Genomic DNA, 23,158 nt, shown 5'->3' on the forward strand with positions numbered 1-23,158 from the left:
GCCACGACCCGCGGCTACGGCGGCGGGTGACGCCGTGAAAGCCAACCAGTGGGTCTGCACATCAATGGAGGAAGGGCATGAGATGTGCATAAGGTTCCCATATGTCACATGCCAGTGAAGGCGGCGCGGGAGGGATCGAGCGCCTACCGCGGTGGCGTCCTCGGCCTGGCGGCGACAGGACGTGGGTCTGGTGGCTCCCCCTGCTGCTGATGTCCGTGGACGTGGTGGTGGATCTGGCGTTGCTCCACAGCCGCGAACCCCTGAGTTTCCTGCTCGTCGGAGCCCCGCCCCTGGCGGCGGCCACCCGGAGCCCGCGGCACACCGCCTGGATCACCGTCGTATGTCTGGGGCTGGAGATGTGGATGGCCTCCCTGCGCCCGGGGCACTTCGCGGAACAGCACCATGTGGCCGTTTACAGCGCCACCGCTCTGATCGGCATCGCCAGCGTCGCGCTGTCCCGGCAGCGGATCCGGGCCGAGGCCAGCCTGGTCCATGCCCGCTCGGTTGCCGAGGCCATGCAGATGACGCTGCTGCGCCCATTCCCGCAACGGCTCGGTCCGGTGCGGGCAGCGGGCTTCTACGAGGCCGGTGAGGGCGGCACGCTCGTCGGCGGTGACCTCTACGAGCTGTGCGAGACCCCGTTCGGCGTGCGGGTCGTCCTCGGAGACGTACGCGGGAAGGGGCTGAATGCCGTTCAGACGGTCGCCGCCGTCCTGGGGAGTTTCCGGGTCTCCGCCCACGAGTGGACGGACTTGAGCCGTCTCGCGGAACGCCTTGAGCTCAGTATCGCCCGCAATGCCGGACGCCCTGCAGGCGATGAGGAGCTGTTCGTCACGGCTCTCATCCTGGAGTTCCCGCCCGGCGGAGGCTCGGTGAGGATCGTCGATCGCGGGCATCCGTCACCGCTTCTGCTCACTCCGCAAGGAACGCAACGGCTTCGTACCGCCCCTGGCCTGCCTCTGGGGCTCGGCGAGCTGGGCCTCGGAAGCGCCGAAGTCACCACTCACCCGCTGCGGACAGGGGAAGTGATCCTTCTGTACACGGACGGGGTGAGCGAGGCGCGGAACGCGGGCGGAGAGTTCTATCCGGTGATGGACCGGCTGACGGCTCACTTCGGTAATGGTCACAGGGCTCTGGATCCCGAGGCTCTCGTGTCCTTCATCAGGGCCGACACGGACAAGTGGTCGGCCGGAGGGAAAGACGACCGGGCCGTGATCGCCCTCACCCTGACGTAGGCGTCCCGGCGCCCGGACCTCGGCTCCTGCCCTCGGCACGCCGGCCGGAGGTCTGCAGGTGCCAAGTCCGAAGGAGGCCTCCGGGACCGCGTCACGGAGCCGACGGGCTGCTCGGTCGGCCGTACGTTGTGGATCGCCGTGCGCAGGCGCCCCATGGTCGCGGCGGCGTGCAGTCCGTGGCCGACGACATCGCCCGCCACGAGCGCGACGCGGGCGCCGGGCAGCGGGATGACGTCGAACCAGTCCCCGCCGACACCGCCCAGTCCACCCATTCCGGCCTGTGCGGGCAGGTAAAGGGTGGAGCGAGCCGGCCCGGAGCGAGTCGGCCCGGGCACAAGGCCCGCCCGATTCCGGCCCTCGCGGGCCCCAGCGCTTCGGCCGGCGCGGGTTGACGCCCTTGGCGCGCGGCGACACCCGAGGTGCGTGACGCCTACGCCGGACGGCCGAGGGCGCGCACCTCGCGCCCGGTGGACGGACTCACGCGGGTTACGGAGAATCGCTCGTTGCCGGCGCCTCGGTGTCCCGCCCGGGAAGAACAGTGGTGCTGAAGTCCGCCACGGCCGTCTCCAGACCGACGTCCTGCTGTGCCCGCTCGGACATGTACCAGCGGTGTTCCAACAGCTCGTGATAGAGCTCGGCCGGGTCCATGGAGCTCCGGAGATCCTGCGGAACCGCACGCACCGTGGGCCTGAACACCTCGCGGACCCAGCGGTGGGCAAGCACCTCCGCACGGGCACCGAGCGGGTCGCCCGGCGCGTAGTCCTCCTGTGTCGCCATCCAGCTCTCGAGGTCGTTGAGGAGTCGCCGGGCCTGGTTCTCCTCGGTATCGAGTCCGGTCAGGCGCAGCAGCTGACGCTGATGATGGCCTGCGTCGACAACCTTGGGGACGAAAGTGATCGTGTCGCCGTTCGAGGAGTTGACGATCTGCATCTCGGCGACGTCGAAGCCGAGATCATTGAGCCTGCGCACGCGACGTTCGATGTAGTGATACTTGCCGGCCGGATAGACCGAAGTGCGGGTCAGCTCCTTCCAGAGCTCCTCGTACCGCTGGCAGATCTCCGCGCCGAACGCAATCGGATCCACCGAGGGATGGAGCGCACCCGCGGCCTCCAGGTCGAGCATCTCTCCGCTGATGTTCACCCGGGCCAGATCGATGTCGTAGTCACGCTGCCCTGTGCTGAGCCGGCTGTGCACATCGCCGGTCTCCGCATCTACGAGGTAGGCGGCGTAGGCACCGGCGTCCCGGCGGAAGAGTGTGTTGGACAGAGAGCAGTCGCCCCAGGCGAACCCCGCCAGGTGCAGCCGGACCAGCAGTACGGCGAGTGCGTCCATGAGCCGGTGCACCGTGGTCGGGCGCATTGTCGTCTCGAACATCGAGCGATAGGGCAGGGACCCGTTGAGGTGACGGGTGACCAGCACTGGCTCCAGCGGTTCCCCGTCGCTGCCGGTGCGCCCGGTAACCACCGCGAGTGGATCCACCGCGGGTATCCCCAGCCGGGCAAGGGTACGCAGCAGCTCGTACTCGCGCACCGCCGGCCGTTCGGCGAGTTCCTTGACGGCCACCACGTCGGCCCCCGCTCGGGCATAGCGCACGACGTGTCGGGAGATGCCGCGCGGCAGCGTCACCAGATGCGTCTCCGGCCACTCTTCGAGCGGCAGGTGCCAGGGCAGTTCGAGAAGGAAGGCGGGGTGTTCGGGGTTGGTGGCGCTGAACTGCAAAGCCATCGGGTCGCCTCGCTCGTACGGTGACGGGAACACCAGTGTGACGTAGCCGGTCGCGAGCACCGTGGCAAGCCTGGGCTTCTTGGCCTGCAGGTGCCCGCCGGGCCGACGGCAGAGCAGACGACCGCGTGGGCTCGAGCCTCGGACGACTCCATGGACTACGCATCCCTGCCGGCTTCCTTGGCCGCACGCTCCAGCCGGCTTCGATGGTTCTCCCACCACGCCGAGTCGCCGGGCGCCATGTTGTCGCTCCCGTTCCGCAGTCCCACGACCCCATCGATGAGTTCTCGGACGATGTCGGCATGCCCGGCATGCCGATCGGTCTCGGCGATCATGTGGACGAGAATCCGGTGGAGCGTCACCTCACTCCGCGCTCCCCAGGCCACTCGCCCGACCGCGTCGAGGTGCAACGAATCGATCGTCGCGTCCGAGTGGGCCCACACCCGGCGATAACGGTGGACAGTCTACCCAGCGCGCAGAGGGACTATGCCGCTGTCAACGCGGCCTGCTTCGCCGATGCAGAACCCGACTTGAGCACGGGACCGAACTTCCACCACTGGGGCGCGCCCACGTTCGAGCGCGGCCTGCCGTCCGACTTCGCGCCGATCCGGGTCGCGGTCGTCGGCCGTGTAGATGGACTGGCTCGGTCCAGTCACTCCCGCAGCGTGCCCTCGCCGCGGGACGCGGGCCCGCTGTCGGCTTCTGCCGTGAATCCCTGGCGGGCCCGACGTTGCTCACGAAGCTGTGCCTCGCGGAGCAGTCGGCCGACGGGCGGGCAAGCAGCGACGGACGCACGACCCGCTGCGTGCACCGATTCACCGGGATCCCGGCCCCAGGCGCCATACCGATCGCCCGGCCGTCCCGCGTCCGGCCGCGTGGCCAGTGATCACGCCCGGCAGCAGATGCAGCGGCGGTCGGCCGGTCCTGACTTCGAAGACATGCCGACTGCCCACTCCGTCCGCTCAGCTACCGTGTGCTACCAGCGCTCTTCCGGTTCCTGCCCTGCGACACAACGTCTCTCGGCGCAAACCGTGTTGGCGTCGGCCAATGTCCGTGTCCATGCCTACTGCAAAGCCTTCTCATGTCCGCGCCGTGTGTGCGGACAGCGCGACGACTAATGGAGTGCACGTTGAGGACGACGTTCCGTTCTCGTATCACCGCCCGGTTCGGGCGCACCTACCTGTCCAGGATCCAGAAGTACGGGATCGGTTCTTCCACGATCAGGCTGCTGCCCGAAGACCTGCTGATGCTGCTGCGCAGGGATGGCCTGGACCCGGTGGACAAGCTGGCCGGGCTCCGGGCGAAGGCGCCGGTGTCCAAGGTCTCGCTGCCGTTCGGTATGGACGCCTGGGTGGTCACCGGCTACGAGGAGTCGAAAGCCGTCCTCGGATCTCCCGACGGGTTCAGTACCGACTTCGCCCACCTCGCCACGAACGCCGGAGTCGCAGCGGAGCAGAGCCCCGGCGGGCTCGGGTTCAGCGATCCTCCCGTGCACACCCGGCTGCGCCGCATTCTCACCCCGGAATTCACGATGCGCCGGCTGCGTCGCCTCACCCCCAGGATCGATGCCATCATCGAGGAGCACCTCGACGCGATGGAAGCCCGTCAGGGCCCGGTCGACCTGGTGCAGGAGTTCGCGCTGCCGATCCCCTCCCTCACGATCTGTGAGCTGCTCGGCATTCCCTACGAGGACCGCCAGGACTTCCAGAAGCTGGCCATGGACCGCTTCGACCTCTTCGGTGGGACGACCGCACCCTTCGGCGCCATGTCGGAGTCTCTGGCGTACTTCAGGAATGTGGTCAGGATGCAGCGCGAGGAACCGGGCGACGGACTGCTCGGCATGATCGTGAAGGAGCACGGCGACAGCGTCGACGACGAGGAACTCGCGGGCCTCGCCGACGGCGTGCTCACCGGCGGGTTCGAGACGACCGCCAGCACGATCGCCCTCGGCTCCCTCGTCTTGCTTCAGAACACGGACGTCTTCGAGCGAATACGGACAGACGACGCAATGGCCGCACCGTTCGTCGAGGAGGTGCTGCGGTACCTCTCCGCGGTGCAGATGGCCTTCCCGCGGTTCGCCCGCGAGGACATAGAGATAGCTGGGGTGGTCATTCCCCGGGGCGACATGGTGCTCTGCTCACTGAGCAGTGCCAACCGTGATGCGTCATACGTCATGGACGACGGACGCTTCGACCCGCACCGCAACACCTCAGGGCATCTCGCCTTCGGCTACGGAATCCACCGCTGCATCGGCGCCGAACTGGCACGCATGGAACTACGTTCCGCCTACCCGGCCCTGGCGCGGCGGTTTCCCCGGATGCGCCTCGCCGTCCCGCCCCAGGACCTGGCCTTCCGCAAGCTGTCGATCGTCTACGGCATCGAATCGCTGCCTGTGCACCTGCACTGAGCGGGCGCACACCCTCGGCGCACCCGCACAGCGACAGCGGGCGCCGTACACGGGCCGGCTTCCCCGGCCGGCGCTGCGGATGCCCTCCTACCAGGTCACTGTGATCCGCTGAGGACTGCGGGATGTGGTGCCGCGACGCCACTCCACTCCGTCGGCGGGCCGCGCCAGCCGAAGGCCGGGGAAGCGGGCGGCGAGCCGGTGCAGGGACAGTTGGAGTTCGAGCCGGGCCAGCCAGGCGCCCAGGCAGTAGTGCGGGCCGGCGCCGAACGACAGAGTGGGGGCCTCCAAGGGTTCGAACAGGTCGGCGAACTGCCGGGGCGGGAACACATCGGGGTCACGGTTGGCCATGCCGCAGTCGGCGAGAACCACCGAGCCCGCCGGGATGGTCACGCCGCCGACCTCCGTATCGGCGGCGGCGTGGCGCGCGGTCCCCCGGTCGTCGCCGAGCGGAACCAGGTGCAACAGCCGCTCGGCCACCACCCCGGCGGCCTGTTCGTCCGCACCGAGACGGAGCCAGCTTTCCGGCCGTTCGCCGAGCAGGTAGAGCAGGGAGTTGCCGAGCATCGTCATCGTGCTGTCGTGTCCGCCCACCACCAGCCCGCACACGAGGTCGACCAGTTGCCCCTCCGGGATACCGCCCTCGTCATCGGCCGCCCGGACGAGCACGCTGGTCAGATCGTCGCCCGGCGCGCTTCGCCGCTCGGCCAGCAGCGCGCTTCCAAAAGCGGCGAACTCCGCCAGCGCCGACTCCATCTCCTCCTTGGGGTGGGAGCCGTCGGAGAAGGCGTACTGGCTCCAGTGGCGCAGCCGTTCCCGTGCCGGGGCGTCGAGACCCATCAGTCGGCTGATCACCTCGACCGGGAGCGGAAGGGTGAAGCGGGCCACCAGATCCACCGGAGGTGTGCTGCCGGAGAGTTCGTCCAGGCGCTGCTCCACGATCGATGCGATCCAGGGCCGCCAGCGGGCGACGGCCCTCGGCGTGAACGCACGCCGCAAGGTGCGGCGCAGACGCAGATGGTCCTCGCCGTCCTGGTTGAACATCAGGTCGAGGCTGCCCACCAGACCGGATTCGCCCGACAAGGCCGGGGCGTCCGGTGCGTGGAGCTGTGCGCGTCCGAATCGGTTGTCGGTCAGGACCATGCGTACGTCGGCGTAACGGCTTACCAGCCAGGCCTGAGTGCCATCGGGTAACGCAATGGGCCTGGGCGGTCCGGGTGGGTCGAAACTCAGACGGTGCAGAGGGAGCGACGGCGGGCCGGCAATCGCGTGGGTGTCGTCGGAGCGGGGCACGGGACCTCCTGGCTTGCACGGGTACGGGAGGGGGTGCGGCCGGGCGGGCCGGCTGAAAAGGGGTTCGGGGGAAACGACGGTCAGAGCTCGACCAGCACCTTGCCCCGGCTCGCTCCCGTGTCCCGGTAGAGGCTCCGATAGGCGTCCGGGATGTTCTCGAAGCCGTGGTGGAGGGTGTGCCCGCAGCGGACCTCGCCCCTCCGGATCCTGCCGCCGAGCTCATCGTGGAGCGCGCGCCAATTCTGCTCGGTGAACCATTCCAGCGAGAAGATGCCGCGCACGGATGTGCGCGGGAACATGATGTACGGCAGCAGCCGTGGCCCGGTGACCTCCCGGCCGACCTGGGTGGCCCACTGCCAGCACACGGCCACCTGACTGCCTACGTTGAGCATGGAGAACACGGCATCCGTCACCGTGCCACCGAGATTGTCGAAGTACTTGTCGACTCCATCCGGTGCGGCCCGGGTGAGAGCGTCCCGCACCGCTTCGCAGCTGTCCCCGTGGCGGTAGACGACGACCGCGTCGAATCCCAGCTCGTCGAGGTATTCCGCCTTCTCCGTCGTCGAGGTGGTGCCCACCACGCGGGCGCCCGCGAGCTTGGCCAGCTGGCCGACCAGCGAACCGACGGAGCCGGAGGCACCACTGATCACGACGGTGTCTCCCGAGCGGACCGACATGAACTTGGTCAGGGTGCCCCAGGCCGTCATACCGGGACCGCCCATGACACTCAGCGCGGTGAGGAGCGGAAGCGCGTCGTCATACCAGCAGGGGTCCAGGCGGCGGAAGGCGGGAAAGACCATCGGAAACGTCCCGGTCTGCCAGGGGGTGGCCGCACCGTTGCTGATGAGATGGGTGCGCCAGCCTCCGAACCCCTGCACCAGATCACCGGGCCGGTGGGCCGCCAGTGGACCCGCTTCCAGCACCTCCATGATCGAGTCGGCGCCCATGTGTGCGCCGAGAGGGGTGTCCAGCGCGATGCCCTGGAGGTAGGGATCCACCGATACGTAGCGCGTCCTCAGCAGCATCTCGTCCGGGGCGAGGTCGACGTCGAGATCCTCCTCGACCAGCCCATAGACCCTCTCGACGTCGGGGACGCCTTCGATGTGCTCACGTACCACCCATTTCCTGGCCCTCATCCGATTCCCTTTCTCTCCACAGGAGACGAGCGGTCCTCCATGACGGACCGCGCGTCCGGTCGGGGCCCCACCGGAACGACCAGATGGGTGGGGGGCGGCCCGCTCTCGTCGACGGACGCGGTGAAGGCCCGGCCGTCGTCCCGGCAGATGAACTGCATGACGTGCCGGCCTGCCGCCGCCGCGCGGATCAGACCGCCCGTCGTCGCCCATACGCCGGACTGGTAGAAGTTCCGCAGTCCCGGCAGGCCGGGGCCGTGCTTCTTGATGAGCGTCTCCAGCGTCTCCCCGCTTTCCACGAACGGCTGCCAGCCGAGCACTGTGCCGTCGTAGTTGCCCGTGTAACGGACCTGTGTGAGCGGGCTCGACACATCGCGCACTGCGATCGCGTCCGCGATGCCGGGGTGGCGCCGCTCCAGGAATTCGACGAGTGCGTCGCGGGCCCGCCGCTTGGCCGCGTAGTACCCGCGACCATGGCGTACCGGCAGCGTGTGGAGTTCCTGGCCGCCACGGGCCCGCGTCACCTGCTCCGGTCCTTCGTCCAGAGCCCGCCAGGGGGCGATGTCGCAGAAGTAGGTGACGTACGCGATGCTCGTCCCACGCGGGGAGAGTTCCGGGTAGTGCCTGCTGCGGAACTGGACGTTGATGCTCGGGTGACGTAAGCCGGTCAGGCCTGCCGCTTCCGCTTCGTCGAGCAGATAGGTCGTGCAGGGGTCGGCGTCGGGGAAGTCCCGGCGGAGACCGAGGAAGAGTGTGAAGTATCCGGGGAACACCATGCCGGGTTCACGGATGGTCCGGGTGTAGAGGCGGTGGTACGCCTCGTTGAGGTAGCGGCCGCCGAGCAGATCCATCATCGTGGTGCGGCCGTCGCAGGCCGAGACGACGATGTCGGCGTACAGTTCGCTTCCGTCGCTCAGCCGTACCCCGACCGCGCGGTCGTCCTCGACCAGCACCTTTTCGACCTTGGCGTTGTAGGTCACTTGGCCGCCGAGCCTGCGGTAGCGGCGCTCGATGGACTGGGCCAGTCCGAGCGATCCGCCCTCGGGGACGCCCGCGGAGAGGTTCGCGTGCGAGGCGAGCTGGAAGTGGAACGGCAGCACCGGGAACGCCGGATGCTTCTCGTACAGGATGAAATTGAACGCCTCACGCAGCAGGGGGTCCTTGAACCTCGCCGAGTAATCGGTCATCAGTACGCTGATGGATTTGCGCACGACGTTGAAGTACGGGACGAAGGAAGCCAGCATCCGCCATCGTTCCAGCGTCGGCATCAGCCCGACCGGCTTGAGGAACGGATAGACGGCGAGGCATTTACGGAAGGCGCGCAGTTGCTTGCAGAAGTCCCGGATCAGAGCGGAGTCGGCGGGCGAGATCTCCGTCAGATGGGCTTGTAGCCGGTCGGGGTCGGAGTAGAAGTAAACGGCCCGGCCGCACCGGCCGCGCACGACGTTGAACACATCGAAGTGCCGTACTTCCTTGCCCTGCAACGCGCCCAGCTCCAGCCAGATCTGGTGCATCTCATTGCCGGGGCCGCTGCCGAGGAGCCAGCTGACACAGGGATCCAGGGTGAAGTCGCCGCGGTCCCAGGCCGTGCAGCAGCCGCCCGGCAGTTCATGCATCTCCAGGACGTGGGTGCGATAGCCGTTCATCCGGGCGTAGCAGCCGGTGGACAGACCGCCGAGCCCTGCGCCGATGATGATCACCGACTGTCGTTCGGAACGCGCCATGAACCTGCTCTCCTCGGTGTTCATGTGCGGTTGTCCCCGCGCGCGGACCATCTGTCGAGCTGCGGCAGACGGCCCAGCTTTCCGGAATGCCATGGCTCGCCGCCTTGGCTCTCGGACACCGTGAACCCGCGTCCCAGCTCGTCACAGAGGTACTGGACGACGAAGCGGCCGGTCGACGCGGCACGGATCAAGCCGCCCATGCCGACCCACTGCCCAGCCATGGAGAATCCACGCAGGCCCGGCAGGCGCATCCTGTCCTTGCCTACCAGCTTGGCCGCGATGTCGTCGGCCTCGGAGAACGCCTTCCAGGCCAGAATGGAGCCGTCGTGGTTACCCGTGTAGCGCCGGGTCGTCGCCGGGGAAGCTACATCTACCAGCTCGATGCGCTCGGCCGTGCCCGGCAGGCGGCGTTCCAGGAAGTTCCTGACGAAGTCGGCCACTTGGTGCTTCTTCGCCCGGTACTCCTTGCGGTCGACGACGCGCAGCGCCTTCCAGTAGGCAAAGTCGCTGAAGTAGGTGCAGTGGACCACCGACCTTCCGGGCGGGGCGAATCCGTCCGAGTAGTGGGAGCGCAACTGGACCACCAGACTGCTCTGCAGTGCACCGGGCAGCTGGGCGGCGTCCTCGGAAGAGAGCAGGTACGTGGTGCTGTGCGCCCGGTCGGGGCCGAGGTCGCCCCGGACCCCGACGAAGGCCGAGACCACCGCGGGGAACAGAGTGCCCGGACGATGCAGCAGGTCGTTGTACAGCTTGTTGATCCGCGGACCGGTGAACCGGCCCTGCAGGAGACCGTGGATCGTGGTGTGGCCGTCACAGGCCGAGACGACATGGTCGGCGTAGTACCGTCTGCCGTTGCGCAGTTCGATGCCGACGGCACGCCCGTCCTCGACGAGGATCCGTTCGACCCGTGCCCGGTAGCTGATCTCACCGCCCAGCGCCTTGTACCGCTCCTCGATCGACCGGGCCAGGCCCAGCGAACCTCCTTGCGGGAAACCGGCGTTGTGGTGATGGGCGCTGGCCATGTTGAACAGGTACGGGAGCAGCGGGAAACCCTCCGGGTCCTGGAAGAAGATGTTACGGAACGCCCGCCGCAGCAACGGGTCCTGGAACCGGTCGGCGAACTGGTGCATCGGGGTCCCCGCCGTACGCCAGAACAGACGGAACGCGGGCAGGACCGTGCGCAGCGTCACCGCTCTTTCCCGCACGGTCCGCAGGGCGGGGGCGGTGAGGAACGGGTACAGCTCGATGCCGATGAATCGCCTCAGGTCTCGGCAGAATGAGCGGATCAGCCGGGCGTCGGCGGGCGAGAGACCGAGCAGGTGCCGCTCCAGCCGGTCCGGGTCGTTGTAGAAGACCACTGACCGGCCGGTCTCGTCGACGACTCGGTTGAACATCTCGAAGTTGGTGATGGTCTTGCCGTCGAGCGCCCCCAGTTCGCGCCACACCTGATGGGCGTCGTTGCCGGCGGCCGTGCCGATCAGCCACTCGATGCAGTAGTCGAAGATGTAGCCGTCGCGCGACCAGGCCGTGCAGCAGCCCCCGGGCAGCACATGCTTTTCGAAGATGCGCGACCGCATCCCGTTCATCTGCGCGTAGCACCCGGTGGACATTCCGGCGACGCCGGCACCGATCACGATGACACGGGGCCTGCCGTCCGCCTCCCGCTCTTCGGCGCTCCATGCGTCGCCCTCGTCACCGGCCATCGGCGCCGCCCTCCTGGAGGATGCCGCGCACCAGCTCGGCGTTGCGGGCCACGTGCTTGGGATCGAGCATGTCGGCGTGGATTCCGGAGCCGCGCAGCACTGCCGTGGCCGTGGTGGAGCTGCCGTGCCAGGTGCCACGTGCGTCCGCGGCGTAGAGCGCTGTCTTCTCCTCGTCCGTGACAATGCTGACGGTCGCGGACACCACGCCGAGATTCGGTGTGCGGCCGCAGAACGCCAGGTACTCCGCTGCGTGGTCAAGGGTTTCGCGGGTGACGATCTCCGACCCTGTGTGCTTGAGCAGGTGCTCGGCGAGCTCCGTCTCGAAGAACTCGAAGTGTTCGGGGCCGGGTACGTAGGGCTCCAGGATGCGGTGCGAGTCCAGGACGATCACATGGGCGACATCGCGTCCCCGGCCTTCGAGCTCCTTGGCCACCTCGAATGCGAGGTTGCCGCCGAGGGAGTAGCCGAGCAGCAGGCATCTGCCCTCGGGCCGGAGAGACTCGACGAAGTCGGCGTAGCGGGCCACCTTGTTCTCGCCGGGGACGTAGTTGAAGGCGACCAGCCGGTACTCGGGCAGCTGGGCGGCGAATGTCCGGTAGACGAGTCCGTGGCCGCCCGCCGGTGGGAAGCAGAACACTGTCGGCTCCCGATCGCTGTTGAAGCTCAGGCAGGGCAGGTCGTCCGAGCTGCCGCCGGTGGCAAGACGCTCCATCGTCGCGGCCATCCCGTGCAGGGTCGTGACCCGGTACAGGAGGCTGACGGGGATGGCGACACCGAACTCCTGCCGCAGGCGGTGGATCAGCTCGATCAGCTTGATGGAGCTGCCTCCGGCCTCGAAGAACTCTTGAGTCAGGCCGACCCGCTCCAGCCCGAGCAGCTCCTTCCAGTGCCGCGCCATGCTCTCTTCGAACGGTGTGCCGAGCATCTCCTCCGGCTCGTCGTCGGCGTCGAACCGGGGTGTCGGCAGGCCCGCGACATCAACCTTTCCGTTGGCGGTCAGCGGCAGTTCCGGTAAAGCGATGAAGTGCGAGGGAACCATGTATGCGGGTAGCAGTCCCGCGAGGTGCCGGCGTAGCGCGCGACGGTCCAGCGCTGCTCCGTCCGCCGGTACGCAGTAGGCGCAGAGCGCATCTTCTCCCCGGGCGTCGGGGCGCACCGTGACGACCGTTCGGGCCAGTTGGGGCCACTGGGCAAGGTGTGCCTCGATCTCGCCGATCTCGATTCGATGGCCGCGGAGCTTGACCTGGTCGTCCACCCGCCCGAGCAGATGGACCCGGCCGTGCGCGTCCCAGCGCGCCGCGTCGCCGCTCCGGTAGAGGCGTACGGGTTCGGCGCCCGGCTCCCGGCTCAGTGTCCGGGTCACGAATCGCTGGGCCGTCTGTGCGGGGTCGCCCGCGTAGCCGAGTGCGACGCCGTCGCCGCCGATCCACAGTTCGCCCGGCACACCGGGCGGCACCGGCTCACCGTGCCGATCGAGCACATGGAGCGTGCTGTTGCTCAGGGGGCGTCCGATCGGCACCGTCCGGCCGGGTTCCAGGTCGTCGACGGATCCTTCGAAGCAGGCGCTGTCGATGGTGGCCTCGGTGACCCCGTAGGAGTTGATCAGACGGGTGTGCGACCCGCACAGATCGCTCAGCCTTCGGTATTCCCCGGCCTTCCACGCGTCGGACCCGACGACCAGCAGACGCATGAAATCCAGCCGCAGGCCCTCGCGTTCACAGTGGTCCATGAGACCGCGTACGACCGCGGGGACGAACTCCGCACAGTCGACGTGCTCCTCGCGCATGGTCCGGTACAGGCGTTCGGTGTCGAAGAGCAGATCACGGTCGATCAGTACCAGATTGCCGCCCGAGCAAAGCGCGCGCACCACGTCACCGGTGAAGACGTCGAACGACGGGGCCGCCATCTGGAGGTGAACCCGGACGTCACGGTCCAGCCTGTACTCCTGGAGCCAGGCTCCGTACGCCGAGGCGAGGTTCCGGTGGCTGACCCGGACGGCCTTGGGGCGCCCTGTCGAACCGGAAGTGTGGATGACGTACGCAGGTGAGTCGAGACCCGCCAGGTCCTCGACGCCGACCGCGGGCACCCGTTCGTCGTCCGCCTCGTACAGCTCCCGCAGCGTCAGCGTCTCGGCCGGCAGTCCTGCCATCCGGTCCCGGCACGCGTCGTCCTCGACGACGACGATGGTGGCGGCCGCCGTCCGCACGGTGTGGGCGATGCGGTCGGCCGGGTGGTCGGGCGGGACAGGAAGGTAGGCGCCACCTGCCTTGAGCACCGCGAGCAGCGCGACGACGAGGTCTGACGACTTGTCCAGGCACAGCGCCACCACCGAGCCGGCTCCGACCCCCAGCCCCCGCAACCGCCGGGCCAGCTCCCCGGAGCGACGGTCCAGTTCCGCGTACGTCAGCCGAAGGGCCGTCCCGTGACGGGCCGGGACCGTGACGGCGACGGCGTCCGGACACCGGGCGGCGACCACGCTGATCAGCTGATGCACCGGACGGACGCCGTCCGCCTCGCACTCCCCTGCTCCGGGGGGCAGGGCTGCGCGCCCTGCGCCGCTCCACTCACTGACCAGCCGCTCACGCTCCTGAGCACCCAGCATCTCCAGCCGGGTGGTGGGGTGATCGGCCGCCGCCCGGGTCATGCTGTCGAGCAGAGTGGTGTAGTGCGCTGCCATCCGCCGCATGGTCTCCGGCAGAAACAGGTCGGTGTTGTATTTGAGGACACAGTGGAACCGATGCTCCGCCTCGTCCTCGTAGACGGACAGGGTGACATCGAACTGCCCTTCCTCTTCGGGGAGTTCGATGTAATCGAGCCGGTAGCCGTACTTCTCGGTGGCAACCTTGTGGGTCAGCAGGATGAACATGGCCTGGAACACGGCGGAGCGGCTGGGGTCGTGCTGGAGCCCCAGCTTGTCGACCAGCAGGACGAACGGATACTCCTGGTTGTCGAGGCCGCCCAGCACGGTCGTACGCACCTGTTGCAGCAGCTGGGCGACTGAAGGTGCCCCGGACAGGTCCGCGTGCAGCGGAAGCGGGTTGACGAAGTAGCCGTAGACGGAGGCGAACTCCTGCTCGGTCCGGCCGGTGACGGGGCTGCCCACGATGACGTGGTCCTGACCGGAATAGCGCTGCAGCAGCACGTAGTAGACGCTCAGAAGCACCATGAACGGGGTCACGTCGTGCTCGCGGGCCAGAGCGTGGACGCGGGCGGTGAGCGCCGTGTCCAGTACGAAGAACTCCGAGGCTCCGTTGTGTGTCTGCACGGCCGGACGGGGCTTGTCGACGGGCAGCTCCAGGACCGGCACCTCGGCCGGCAGATGCGAGCGCCAGTAGTAGAGCATGCGCTGCGCCGCGGGACCGGCCAGGAAGCGGTTCTGGGCGTTGAGGAAGTCCAGATAGCGCGCGGTGACCGGTGGCAACGAGGGCGCACGGCCCTGGCGCAGCCCCTCGTACACCGCGAGGAGCTCCTCGATGAAGGTGAACGTCGAGATCGCGTCGGAGACGATGTGATGGACCGCCTTCATGATCACCCAGCGGTCGTGGCCACGCTTGAAGAGGCGGAAGCGGAAGAGCGGGTCACGCTCCAGGTCGTACGGCCTGCGGTACTCGGCCACAATCGTGCGGTGGATCTCCTCCCATTCCTGGTCCTGCACGTCGAACAGCGCGATGTCCGGGATCCGGTCCGTCGAAACCTGCTGCAGCGGCAGTCCGTCCACCGTGAGGAAGTTGGTCCGCAGCGCGGGGTGGCGAGCGACCAGGCAGCGGACGGCCTCGAACATCAGGTCGGGGTCGAGAGCGACGCGAACCTCGACCGCGCCCCCGATGTTGTACGCGTAGCCCTCGGGGTTGAGTTGCCTGAGAAACCACAGGGCCTTCTGGTTCTGCGTCAGTGGATGGCGGAACTCGTCCTCGAAGACCTCCACAGCCGCCGTGTCGTCACCGCCGGCTGCCAACTCCACTGACTCGGACAGGGCATCGTGGAGCTGTGCGATCAGTTCGCCGGCCGATGTACCGCTCAGCAGAGCCACCACGGGGGGAGCTACGCCGAGCTCCGAGCTGAGCCGGGCGCGCAACTCCATCGCCAGGAGCGAGTCGAGTCCCAGCGCGTTGAGGCCAGCCTGTGGATTGATCTGATCGGGGCTCGTCCGCAGGACCGAGGCGGCCACTGCGGTGAACCGCCGGGTCACCAGGGCGAGGCGTTCCGTCGCGTCCGCATTTCGGAAGGTGTCGAGGATGCCGTCGCTCGTCCCGTCGGCCGTCGCGGCTGAGGCCGTCGCCGCCAGTTCGGCCACCAGCGAGGGCGGGGAGGGGTACCAGGCCAGGAACACCGGCCAGTCGACGACGGTGGCGACGAGCAGCTGGGCCCGGTCCTGGCCGATGACGCGTTCCAGGACCGCCATGCCGACGTCCGGTGCGAGCGAGCTCATCCCACGGCTGTGGAGATAGTGGTCGACGAGCCCCAGTTCCTCGATCATGCCGGTGGCCCACGGTCCCCAGTCGACGCTGAGTCCCGGCAGGCCGAGCGCCCGACGGTGGTGGGCCAACGCGTCCAGAAACGCGTTTCCGGCGGCGTAGTTCGTCTGGCCCGCCGTGGTCATGAGCGAAGCGATCGAGGCGAACAGTACGAAGTGGTCGAGCGGTTCGTCCCGAAGATGCCGGTGCAGCAGATACGCGCCGACGGCCTTGGGATCGTGGGCCTCGGCGAACGTCTGTCGGTCCATGTCCGCGACGAGTGTGTCGCGGACCTGCCCGGCGAGATGGAACACCCCGCGGACCGGCAGCGGGTCGGTGAGCCGGTGAGCTTCGAGCCAGGCCGTGAACGCGGCCTCATCAGTGATGTCGAGCGGTGCCAGGACGACCCGCGCCCCGAGCGCCTCCAACTCCTTGACGAAGGCCACGGCACGGCCATCGGCAGTGCCGGGATCGAGACCGCGCCAGGCGGAGCGCTCCGGCAGCGCGGTTCGTCCGATCAGGATCAGACTGCGCGCCCCGCGCCGTACGAGTGTCCGGCAGAGCAGCCGGCCGAGCGCCCCGAAGGCGCCGGTGACAAGGTAGTTCGCGTCGGTGCGCAGGGTCAGCGGAAGGGGGCGGGTCAGCCCTTCGGCCCGCCGCACCCTGCTGGTGAGGCGGCCGGCACCACGCAGCGCGATCTCCTCCTCGTCATCGGTCAGGATCTCGCGCAGCAACGCCTGCGCCTCGGCCAGGCATCCCTCGTCTTCCGGCCGGCCGGGATCCAGATCGATCAGCTTGCCGCGGTGGGAGATCAGCTCCTGGTGCCTGAGCACCCGGCCGACCCCCCACGCGGGCGCCCCCAGAGGTTCGACGGTCTCGCCGGGCCCGACGTGCTGCGCGCCGCGGGTCACGATGTGCAGCCGGCCGTCGGCCCCGTGGCGGAGCAGCGTCCGGGCGAGGGCGATCAGTGAGTACGTCCCGGTGCCGCTGTGCCGTACGAGGTCCTGCCGCGAGGCTTCAGCAAGGTGCGGCAGGTCGAGATTCCACAGATGCACGATGGTGCCGAAGGACGGCCGGCCGCCCTCGCCGTCCCTGCCGCCCATGCCCAGGTCGGCGAAGAGCTGATCCAGGTCCGTGGCGGACCCCGGGACGACAGTGGATTCCCTTCCGTCGCCCCCCTTGTGGTACGAGTCCCCCGGACTCACGAGGTGGCAGCGCTCGCCGCGCGCGGTGAGCAGGGCGCTCAGGGCCTCGCCCACGCCTTGCCGATCGGCGAACACCAGCCAGTCGCTGCTGGTGGAGACGGGGCTGCCGGAGCCGGCCTGGTTCTCGGCGGCGTCGAAGGGCCTGTCGATCCAGACGGTCTCGGCGAGCCAGGAATCAATCGTGCCGAGTCCGACCGCCGTGGACGCCCTTTCCACGTCGGCTGCGCGGAACCCACCGATGCCGCCCAGAGGTTCACCGCTGTCCGCGTAGACGGCGATGTCCCCGACGAGCTCGTCCCCGTCGCTGCGGGTCACCGTGGCGTGCACCCAGATCGGCTGGTCTCCCACCGGGGCGAGGCACACCTCGTCGATCGACAGGGGCAGGCGGATGCCGGAGGTCTGCCGGTCCGCGCCGTCATCGAGGAGCTGCGTCGTCAGCAACGACTGGAAGCAGGCGTCGAGCAGCACGGGATGGATGTGGTGTCGGGCCGCGTCGTCACCGATCACCGCAGGCGGACGGAGCCGGGCGAGCACCTCACCGGAACCGATCCACACCTCTTCGATGGCCCGGAACGCGGGGCCGTAGTCGTAACCCAGGGCGGCCAGCGCCGCGTAGCAGTCCTTGCCGTCCAGCCGGCGCAGGGTGCGTGCCCGGAGGGCGGCGGTATCGACGGGCGGGCCGGCCGGGCGCGGTTGCCCGGAACGCACGACACCGCTCGCGTGCACTGCCCGGTCGCCCTCGCCCTCCCCTGCCGAAGCAATCGTGAACGCCGCGTTCTGCGACGAGAGCGTCAGACGCACGGCCCGGTCCTCGCCCTCGGGCAGGAAGAGCGCTTTGCGGAGTTCGATGTCCGTCAGTACGGCATGGGTGCCGCCGGTCAGGGAGCGGACCGCCTGCGTGGCCATCTCCAGGTACCCCGCTGCTGGAAAGACCACGGTGGACTGGATGCGGTGGTCCTCGAGGTAGGGCAGCCGCTCGGTGTCCAGGGTGGTGTGCCAGGTCGGTTCGGTGTGTGTCGTGCGGCGGCCCAGCAGAGGGTGGTCGGCGTGCCCGAGGCGGACCTGCGCCACGGGGCCGGGCTCCGTCCAGTGGCGGTCGCGCTTCCACGGGTAGCGGGGAAGGGACACCGGAGTGCCCACCGGGTGCAGAGTGTCCCACGCGACGCGGACGCCGAGGTTGTGCAGCTCTGCCAACGAGGCGGCGAAGCGCTCCGGTTCGTTCTCCTGGCGGCGGATCGACGGAAGGGTACGCACGTCCGTCCCCCGGCCGTCGAGGCATTCACGGATGGAGTGACCGAGCACCGGATGCGGGCCGATCTCCAGGAACAGCCCGTACCCGTCGTCGGCGAGCCGGTCGACGGCCGAGCGGAAGCGGACCCGGTGTCGGACGTTCTTCCACCAGTAGCCGGCGTCCAGCTCACTGCCGTGCGCTGTGCCCTGCTGACCCGTCAGATACAGCGGAACCGTCGCTGCCCGGGGGTCCAGCCCGTCCAGTGAGGCCAGCAGATCGTCCTTGATCGCCTCCATGCCCGCGCTGTGATACGGGACCTGCACTGTCAGGAACTTGGCGAAGATCTGCTCGGAGCGAAGCCCGTCCGCCAGCTCGGCCAGTGCGTCGCGGTCCCCGGCCAGCGTGACGGCCGAGGGGCTGTTGACCGCGGCCACGGACACCCGGTCCCCGTACGCGCCCGCCCGGACCTGTGCCTCCTCCTCGGGCAGACTCACGGCTAGCATCGTGCCGGTCCCGGTGAGCTTCTGCTGGAGCCGGCTGCGGTGCACCACGATCCTGACCGCGTCCTCCAGCGTGTAGACCCCCGCCTCGTAGAAGGCAGCGATCTCGCCGGTGCTGTGACCGACCACGGCGTCGGGCCGCACACCGTACTGACGCCACATGGCCGCGAGTCCCACCTGGACGGCGAAGTTGGCCGGCTGCGCAAGCCATGTCTCGCCCATGCGCGATCCGGCCTCGTCGGCCGTCATCTCCTCGATCAGGGACCAGCCCGCAAGCTTGCGGACGGCGAGATCGCAGCGGGTGACCGCGTCCCGGAACACCTCATCGCCCTCGAACAGTTGGCGACCCATGCCCCACCACTGCGGCCCCATTCCGGTAAAGACCCAGACCAGGCCGCGCTGTTCGACGTCGAGCTGTCTGCCGTGGACCACCCGGGGGTGAGGTTCATCCCGCAGGAAGGCGGCGAGCCCCTCGTCCAGATCGGTCCGTGAGGAGTACACGACGCAGAGGCGCGACTCAAGGTGCTGGCGGCGGCGTGCAAGCGTGTATCCGAGGTCGGGCAGCGACACCTCGGCCTCCTGGACCCCTGCCAGCTCGCGGCGGATGCCCGCCGCCAGCTCCGGCAGGGCGTCCGGGCTCCGGGCGGTCAGCGGAATGAGATTCCAGGCCCGTTCGACGGGCTCGGTCGGCTGTGCTTCGCGCTCGGGTGCCTGCTCCAGCACGACGTGCGCGTTCGTGCCGCCGAAGCCGAACGCGTTCACCCCGGCCCGTGCGGGGCCCTCGTGCTCGGGCCAGGTGGTCGGCTCGGTCGGGATCCGGTACGGGGAGGACTCCCGGTCGATGGAGGTGTTGATCCGATCCAGGTTGATGTGGGGCGGAATACGGCGGTGCTTGAGGCAGAGAACGGTCTTGATCAGTCCGGCGATGCCCGCTGCCGCTTCGGTGTGCCCGATATTCGTCTTGACGGACCCGACGTAGCACGTGGCACCGGGTCTGCGGCCCACGGCAAGTGCCCGGCTCAGTGCGTTCGCCTCGATCGGGTCGCCGACAGGTGTCGAGGTGCCGTGCGCTTCCACGTACTGCAGGGCGCCGGGGGTGATGCCGGCTCCGGCGCAGACGCGTTGGATGAGGGCGACCTGGGCGTCCGCGCTGGGCACGGTGATGCCATTCGTGCGGCCGTCCTGGTTGACCCCCGTACCGAGGATCACTGCGTGGATCGGATCGCCGTCGCGTACGGCGTCGTCCAGCCGCTTGAGCGCGACCATTCCGACACCCTCGGCCCGTACATAACCGTTGGCCGCGGCATCGAACGTACGCGAGCGGCCGTCGGGCGACAGGAAGCCGCCCTTCGTCTCGGCGATGGTGTACTGCGGTGCCGCATGCAGCAGGACGCCACCGGCCAGCGCGAGATCGGTCTCCCGGTTGTTCAGGCTCTGGCAGGCCAGGTGCACCGCCACCAGGGAGGAGCTGCACGCGGTGTCGATCGACAGGCTGGGACCCCGGAAGTCGAAACAGTACGAGAGACGGTTCGAGACCATCGTCATCATGGTGCCGGTGGCGGTGTGCGCGGTCAGTGAGGCAAAGCTCAGGTCGGAGAACTGGAGGATCTTGTAGTCCAGCGTGAACGCGCCGACGAATACGGCGGCATTGCTTCCGGCAAGCTCCGAGGGCCGCTGACCACCGTCCTCCAGCGCCTCCCAGGCCACCTCCAGCAGCTTGCGCTGCTGCGGGTCCATCTGGTCGGCCTCCCGCGGGCTGATACCGAAGAAGCCGGGGTCGAACTCGTCGAAACCGTCGATGTATCCGCCTCGGCCACCGATCAGACGTCCGGGTTTCTCCTTGTATCTGCTGCCGAGCGTCGTGACGTCGTAGCGGTCCGCCGGTGTCGGTGTGATGCAGTCCTTGCCGTCCATGAGGTTCTGCCAGTACGTGCGGTGGTCCGATGCACCGCCGGGCAGTCGGCAGCCCATGCCGATGATCGCTACTTTGTCGCTCACAGAGGCACTGTTCACGTCGGGCAAGGTCGTACTCCTCAAGTCGTGGCGCAGCGGCACGGCATGGATGCGGGAGGGCGGTGCGGTTTCCCGATGAAGAGAGGCGGTCAGGCGGAACCGGGCCCGGCCCTGTTCGCACGGCGCCAGGGGTGGAGAAGGGTGGTGGCGATCTCGCCGGTAGGGGGGAACGACTCGGGATCGCCGATTCCGACCGCGATCGGCTCACGGCCGGGCCGCCAGGTGTAGCTGTCGAAGAGGTGGTCCCAGATCGACAGATCCGAACCGTAGTGGCCCGCCTCGGACAGCTTGGTGCTGTGGTGCAGGCGGTGTTGTTCGGGACTGGCGAGCACATGATTGAGCCGGCCGATTCGCACGTCGATGTTGGCATGGACGAAATAGCCCTGGGCAGCCACGAAAAGACCCACGACGAAGACGGAACCACGGGAGAACCCGACCAACGCCAGAGTCAGTTGCACTGCCCCCTGCGCAAGGATGATGTCGAGAACGTGATTGACGCCGTTATTGGCGACGTTGACTTTCGGCGGCACATGGTGCACACCGTGCAGTCGCCACAATATCGGGTTGGCGTGACCCAGTCGGTGCACGAGATAGCTGGCCAGCGAGCCGGTCAGCAGGGCCGCGGGTATTTCGACCCAGAGATTGAGCGCCGGTTCGTCGGGCGTCACCGCGGAGACGGCCGCTGTGACCGCATATTGCGCCAGGGCGCTGGCCGCCATCGTCAGGAGGAAGTAGATGCCGTACCAACGCCATTCGCTGGGGCTCGGGTGCCACGCACGCTGATACGGAATCAGACGTTCGAGAACAGTGAGGTAGGAGATGGTGCCGACCAGGAAGAGCGGGCTCACGCGCTCTGGATCCCAGTCGAGACACAGCGCCGCCGCAGCCACCGAAACTGTGGCCACCAGCAGGAACGGATAAGCCAGCACGCAGAGAGCAACGCGCGCCGGGAGCACGAGCGCTCTCTCCCGCTGCACCGGACCGGAATCCTTCTCCGGATCACCATCGGGCAGTGGTTCGTAGTTTTCCATCCGCAGCACCTTTACGAAGGAACCAGTACAGAAGAATGCACAGACCGCGAAGGAGGAACTGATGACTTCCCGCGGGCGCGCTGGACCGACGCTTCGGACGTCAATTGTCACGCATTGAAGAATTCGTACCTGGAGACTGATGTGAACCGCCTTACGGACCCGGCGAACCCGAGCGGGGCCGCCGGGTGAACCCGCCCTGTTGCATTTCCCTTTCCGGCGCCCTCAACCGTCTGATTCAAGCCTCGTCTTGATGTGACGGACCGCCAGGGCAGTATTCGCCATCCCGTCCAATTTTCAATGAACCAGCCGGACCAGTCGGGCGGAATGCGAATAATTCGACCTTCCATCAAGTGGATTACTAGTAATACTGATAATCTATTGGGACTTTATAACTCCCTCTTTTTCCGGGCGAGGATCCTTCGATTGGTCGGCGCGGGCCGGAAAGACCTGGGAAAGGCCGCCCGGGCCGGAACGGCCTTCCCTGCCGGTCGGGATCTCGCTCGCCTCCGCCAGGACGGCAGTGTGGCTTCGGCCCCAGTCCGGACGATGTACGGCCCACAGCGCTGTGCGGGCCTCGTGATCGGACGGCCGGACTCGCGGGACGCAACCGGGTCTGCCATGGCTCATAAACGCCGGGTCCAGGGCGGCGACCGTGTCAGAGATCGTCTCAGCCGGAGGTCTCGGTAGACCGGCAGCGTATTGATGGTTGAGCGTCTGGTGCCGGAGCCCGGCAGGGGAACCCTCGGTCCTTTACTACATGTCAGCGGTGCCGATGTTGCGCCTTCGAGGACTGGATGGGCGGCGCGAATCCGGGGAGGGGCCGTAGGACCCCCGAGGCAGAGACCCGGGGCTGGGTCTAACGCCGTTGGAGGAGGCCTCCGTTCATGGCGACAACCACCGCGCGTGTGCGGTCGCTGACGTCAAGCTTGGCGAATATCCGCAGGAGGTGGGTCTTCACCGTGGCCTCCCCGATGAACAGGCGTCGGCCGATCTCCGCGTTGGACAGTCCGTCGGCCACCGCGCCGAGCACCTCCGACTCGCGCGGGGTGAGTGTCGCGGACGCGGGCTGCCGCATTCTGGCCACCAGCCGTTGCGCGACGCGCGGGGCGAGGACGGTCTCGCCCCGGGAGGCCGAGTGGATCGCTTCGACGAGTTGGTCGCGGGTTGCGTCCTTGAGGAGATAGCCGGTTGCTCCCGCTTCCACACCGCGCTCGATGTCTGCATCGGTTTCGTACGTGGTCAGGATCAGCACCCTGGTCCGACCGGGGCCCGCGACGATCTCGGCGGTGGCGCCCACCCCGTCGAGAACCGGCATCCGCAGATCGACGAGTGCCACGTCCGGCTGGAACTGCTCTACGAGTCGCACGGCCTCCCGGCCGTCGCCGGCCTCGCCGATGATGTCGATGGTTGGTTCGCAAGCCAGCAGCGCGACAAGCCCGGCGCGCATCACCGTATGGTCGTCGGCCAGAATGACGCGCAGGGGGCTCTGTGGCGGTGTTGGAGCTGTCAT

Annotated in this window: 10 protein-coding genes and 2 pseudogenes; 2 read left to right on the plus strand and 10 right to left on the minus strand. The window is 68.2% G+C overall.

The window, feature by feature from the left end; all coding sequences use genetic code 11:
- Positions 1–209: 209 nt before the first annotated feature.
- Positions 210–1,235, plus strand: coding sequence for a PP2C family protein-serine/threonine phosphatase (locus ACZ7IB_RS14475; RefSeq protein WP_470912781.1), 1,026 nt, complete (start codon positions 210–212; stop codon positions 1,233–1,235).
- A gap of 104 nt (positions 1,236–1,339) precedes the next feature.
- Here the strand turns inward: ACZ7IB_RS14475 and ACZ7IB_RS14480 are convergent.
- The 3 genes and pseudogenes from ACZ7IB_RS14480 to ACZ7IB_RS14490 all read right to left on the minus strand — a co-directional run.
- Positions 1,340–1,531: pseudogene (locus tag ACZ7IB_RS14480) on the minus strand (SpoIIE family protein phosphatase); the annotation flags it as partial.
- A 190-nt stretch (positions 1,532–1,721) separates the two neighbouring features.
- The gene (locus tag ACZ7IB_RS14485) at positions 1,722–2,960 is read right to left on the minus strand and encodes a DUF4032 domain-containing protein (RefSeq protein WP_470912921.1); all 1,239 of its coding nucleotides are present in this window, start codon (positions 2,958–2,960) and stop codon (positions 1,722–1,724) included.
- Positions 2,961–3,115: 155 nt separating this feature from the next.
- Positions 3,116–3,412 (minus strand): annotated as a pseudogene (locus tag ACZ7IB_RS14490) (mycothiol transferase); the annotation flags it as partial.
- Between the two features lie 662 nt (positions 3,413–4,074).
- Between ACZ7IB_RS14490 and ACZ7IB_RS14495 the strand changes: the two are divergent.
- The gene (locus tag ACZ7IB_RS14495) at positions 4,075–5,364 is read left to right on the plus strand and encodes a cytochrome P450 (RefSeq protein WP_470912783.1); all 1,290 of its coding nucleotides are present in this window, start codon (positions 4,075–4,077) and stop codon (positions 5,362–5,364) included.
- 87 nt (positions 5,365–5,451) lie between these two features.
- Here ACZ7IB_RS14495 and ACZ7IB_RS14500 read toward each other — a convergent pair whose 3' ends face one another.
- The 7 genes from ACZ7IB_RS14500 to ACZ7IB_RS14530 all read right to left on the minus strand — a co-directional run bounded on the left by ACZ7IB_RS14500 (position 5,452) and on the right by ACZ7IB_RS14530 (position 23,158).
- Positions 5,452–6,654, minus strand: coding sequence for a cytochrome P450 (locus tag ACZ7IB_RS14500; protein WP_470912786.1), 1,203 nt, complete (start codon positions 6,652–6,654; stop codon positions 5,452–5,454).
- An 80-nt stretch (positions 6,655–6,734) separates the two neighbouring features.
- Positions 6,735–7,790 (minus strand): MDR family NADP-dependent oxidoreductase, encoded by a 1,056-nt coding sequence (locus tag ACZ7IB_RS14505; protein WP_470912788.1) that lies wholly within the window; start codon positions 7,788–7,790, stop codon positions 6,735–6,737.
- Positions 7,787–9,511 carry a phytoene desaturase family protein gene (locus ACZ7IB_RS14510; protein ID WP_470912790.1) on the minus strand — a complete coding sequence of 575 codons (1,725 nt, stop codon included), beginning with the start codon at positions 9,509–9,511 and terminating at the stop codon, positions 7,787–7,789. The genes ACZ7IB_RS14505 and ACZ7IB_RS14510 overlap by 4 nt, the downstream gene beginning before the upstream one ends.
- A gap of 20 nt (positions 9,512–9,531) precedes the next feature.
- Positions 9,532–11,214, minus strand: coding sequence for a phytoene desaturase family protein (locus ACZ7IB_RS14515; protein WP_470912792.1), 1,683 nt, complete (start codon positions 11,212–11,214; stop codon positions 9,532–9,534).
- Positions 11,204–20,626: a non-ribosomal peptide synthetase/type I polyketide synthase gene (locus ACZ7IB_RS14520; protein ID WP_470912794.1), complete on the minus strand. Its 9,423-nt coding sequence runs from the start codon at positions 20,624–20,626 to the stop codon at positions 11,204–11,206. The genes ACZ7IB_RS14515 and ACZ7IB_RS14520 overlap by 11 nt, the downstream gene beginning before the upstream one ends.
- Before the next feature lie 80 nt (positions 20,627–20,706).
- Complete coding sequence (locus ACZ7IB_RS14525; RefSeq protein WP_470912796.1) at positions 20,707–21,648, minus strand: sterol desaturase family protein; 942 nt, start codon at positions 21,646–21,648, stop codon at positions 20,707–20,709.
- Positions 21,649–22,504: 856 nt separating this feature from the next.
- On the minus strand, positions 22,505–23,158 hold the full coding sequence (locus ACZ7IB_RS14530) for a response regulator (RefSeq protein ID WP_470912797.1): 654 nt from the start codon (positions 23,156–23,158) through the stop codon (positions 22,505–22,507).

The sequence above is a fragment of the Streptomyces sp. NPDC037301 genome (genome assembly GCF_055602785.1).